The sequence below is a fragment of the Calditrichota bacterium genome (assembly GCA_014359355.1).
Classification (GTDB): domain Bacteria; phylum Zhuqueibacterota; class Zhuqueibacteria; order JANLFK01; family Oleimicrobiaceae; genus Oleimicrobium.
In genome coordinates this window covers 1-3,615 of the sequence record JACIZP010000352.1, presented here as the reverse complement: position 1 = coordinate 3,615, position 3,615 = coordinate 1, and the positions used below count along the sequence as shown (strand labels likewise).

General features: G+C 62.0%; 2 protein-coding genes. Both read left to right on the top strand.

Annotated features, from left to right (window positions below; genetic code table 11):
• On the top strand, positions 1 to 2,315 hold a 2,315-nt coding region (locus H5U38_14875; GenBank protein MBC7188306.1), incomplete at its 5' end, for a hypothetical protein.
• Complete coding sequence (locus H5U38_14870; GenBank protein ID MBC7188305.1) at positions 2,312 to 3,103, top strand: hypothetical protein; 792 nt, start codon at positions 2,312 to 2,314, stop codon at positions 3,101 to 3,103. The genes H5U38_14875 and H5U38_14870, both read left to right, overlap by 4 nt.
• Positions 3,104 to 3,615: the final 512 nt, after the last annotated feature.

The following is a 3,615-nucleotide window of genomic DNA, read 5'->3' as shown; positions in this document are numbered from 1 at the left end:
CACCGCTGGCCAAGTGTGCAATCGTCGCGGTGGGGGTGTTGGCTGGCCTTGTGGGCGGGCCTGCTGCCCTGCATGGGCAGCAGGTGAGGATCACTGTGACTGCCGTCGACAGCGCCACTGGCAAACCTGTGGGATTTGCCGTTGTCTATGTGGACGAAGGGTGCGTGGGGCAGGCTGACTCGATGGGAGCCCTCACGGTCCATTTCGGCGGTGGCAGCTCGTGTGTCGTTCTCCGAGTGGCGGCATTGGGATACGCCGATGCCGTAGAGAAGGTCTGTTTCCGGGGAGGTGAAACAGAGCGCACCGTGATGGTGAGGCTTTCTCCGAGAACCATTCCAATGAGTCCCGTCACCGTGGAGGCCTCGCGTCCCCGCCTACTGACGGTTGGTCCGGCAAGGTATGCCCTCCGGGGCGCCCTTCTTGATCTGGCGCCTCTTTGGCCAGGGGATGCAGTGCGCTTCATGCAAACCCTGCCGGCGGTGAGCTTCCGCTCCGACTTTTCCTCTTCCTTCTATGCAGCCGGTTCGGACTTTTACCAGAGCGCGGTCTATTGGAATGGGACGCCTGCTCTGAACTGCACACACCTGGGTGGCGTGGTCAGCTCATTGGTGGTTATGCCAGGAGACAGCATTGTGGCAAGTACACTCGTCCCGCCATCGGTTTCCCCCCTGGCATTGGGTGGCGCCCTGGAAATCTGGTCAAGGCCAGACAGCTCGTGGGTTGTGGACCTGAATCCGGTTGCGGCGATTGTGGGCTATGCAGGTGTGGGGGGACGGGTTGCCTATTCTGCGCACGCTCGCGCGCTGCACTTGGCCAGCATCGGCGAAGCCGCAGGGGTAAAGCTACCTTACAACTTCGCCGATGGCGGTGCATGGTGCAGGGCAAGGCTTGGCCGCAACATCCAGGCGGAAGGGAACCTGTTCGTGGCACGCGACCTGCTCCGCGTGGAAACCGGCGGCTGGAAGGAACACCCGGGTGTAAGATGGGGCATCTTGTGGGGCAATACCCTGGCAAGAACTGCGATAACGTGGAAAGGTCCAGGTTCTTGGGCATCGCAATCTGCGGTCATGCTCAGCGACTTTCGACTGCACGGGAACGGTCCGCGCGATCACCTCAGTTCTTCGCTGTGCATCACAGAGCTGTCGCAATCTGTCTCCTCCTCTGTTTCGGGCTGCCGCTGGCAAGGATCGGTTGCATACCGACGGTATTTGGCATCGCACAACTGGGACTTGAGCAGCCGCGAACTGTGGGACCTGGTGGGCGATCCGGCCCGCCTCCTATTCGACTTTGCACCCCGACGGTTCCAGTACCGTGAGGGCCTCTCCGTGCTCATCCCCTCATGGGACTCCAAGGCCTGCCGCGGCCCACTGAGCGTGGAGCTGTCGATCCGAGCTCACCTGTTGCAGCGCCACTGGGACCTGCCTCTCCTCTCCGCGTCCGCCGCCCTCTTGAGGGAGGCGGAGCAGCTGCAGGCGGGGATTCTTGCAGGAAAAAATGTTCAGTTGCATTATGCGCGCAAACAAGATCTGAACGAGCAAGTCTTTGAACCAGCCAGCGCATTTTTCTTATGCACCGATCCACGGCAGGCACTCACTGTGCGGTATCTGGCGGCCACGGTGGGCGTGGCAGGGCGCATGCTCTCTGGGCAGGCACTCGCTTATGCGAAAAGGTTTGATAACCTGCCTCTCACTGACTTCCTCAGGCGCGATGAGGTCAAAGGTAGCGGTCAAGCGTACGGGGCTGGTTTGTCAGTCATCTTGTCGTTGCCGAAGCTGGCAGTTTCCGCCTCCTTGGATGTGGCCCGCGCCTTTCTCCGTGAGCGCAGATGGTACGTGGCCCACTACGAGCGGCCGGTCCATGCAAAGTTTTCGGCAGAGTGGCGCCCCGGCCGGCGCTTGGTGTTCCATGCGCTGGCCAATGCAGCAAGTGGTTTGCCCTACACAGAAGTGGACCTCAAATTCAGGGGGCTGCCAGATCTATCCGGGGAGGCAGATGGCTTCTACCAGGGCCTGATCTATGCTTCCGGACCCGACGAAGAGACGGAGTGGAGGGGCACATTCTCGCAGCTATTCGGTGCGCGCACACCGGCCTACTTCCGACTCGATGTGGGGCTCGAATACGGGATCAAAAGGTCGGCGGGGGCCGAATGGTCCTTCTACATCAGGGTGTTCAACGTCACTAACCAGGAAAACGCACTGGCATACTTTCGGAACATTGAGGAGGTTGGGGCAGAGAAAAAGCGTGTGCGGGGTCTGATGCGGCTTCCCATGATCGGCGTTCGCTACCAGGCAACAAGCGGCGGGCGGAGGCAATGATACCGGCGAACAGACTGGCGCATGTGGCTGTGTTGGCCGCGTGCGTCGCCGTGCTGGACGGATGCGGCGATTTTTCCAGTTCTCCAAGTGGTGAGATCCCGGGATACTCTGTAATCTGCGTTTTGTCGAACGTTGTTGCGCCCACGAGGGTAACCGTCTACCCCGTGGTTCCCGCCGACTCGTCGTCCACCCTGGTAGAAGGTGCCCGGGTGCTGATCTCATGGCCAGAGGGATCAGCCACGTTGACGAAGAGCGAGGTGCCGAATCGCCTGTGGGGGACGACCTTCTCCGCTTATGCGGACACAGGGCGCCGAGTGGAGGTCATACCGGGACGCCGGTTCTTCCTCCAGGCCTTGTGCCCGGACGGAACCGAAATCGGCGGTCACACCACAGTGCCCGGTGATTTCCGCATATTGGCGCCACGTCCAGGGGACACACTCCTCGTCGTGGGCGGGTACGTCGACTTGCTGGTGTCTTGGACTCCCTCATATGGCGGAGCGGGATACGTCGTGGAAATCGCCTGCGACGCAGAAGGAGAGACAAGCGGCCGCGGCAGGTGGGGACCCCGAAGCTACGTGGTATTTGACACCACTTGGGTGGGCAGGGTCTCCGTGGCGGAAAGATACTATGGCATGTTCGCCGTCAACGTTACGGCTTTTGACCGGCACTACTTCGAACACGTCTTCGCCGGGGTTCCTTCGGCGGGAGTGGACAATGCCTTCGGCGTCATGGCTGCCTGTTGGACCCGAACGGCGACGGTGTTTCTTGTGGGCGCGCAAGCACGCTGACGCCGCGAGGGTGGGCTGGGACCGTTGTCCGGGCGGGACTCGCCTGTATTCTCTCTCATCGACAAGGATAGCGAAGAGCCGGGCCTACGCGGGAGCACCCGGCAGCCCCGCCCTCTGCCGGCCCGGTTCCGAGGCTGGGGTGCCGAAAGGTACGAGGGGAGCGCAATGGTTGAGGCGGTTGGACATAGCCAGAGGCAATTGGGAGGGGCAAAGAGCCCGCATGCTGCCCCCCCCCCGAGGGAGTGGGGAGCGCTGCGGGCGGATAGCGTGCCCAGGAGGTAGAAAGAGGCCTGAGTGTGTGGTGCCGGGTGGCGCCCTACGCTCAGGTCTTTTTCCGGGCGGAGCCCTGCGGGGGCGTTTAGGCCTTTGGGGGGTTGAGCGTGGAATGTAATTATGAGGGAGGAAGAAAAGATGTCCAGGCGCCAGTTTAGGATCGCGTGCGCGCGGTGGTGGCTTCTTGTGGGGCTGCTCGTCGGCCTCGGTGCTCCGGGCCGGGGGCTGTATGCACAGGA

Bases quoted from the DNA above. Each gene is read 5' to 3' on its own strand.
- H5U38_14870 (MBC7188305.1), top strand. From the start codon at position 2,312: ATGATACCGGCGAACAGACTGGCGCATGTGGCTGTGTTGGCCGCGTGC.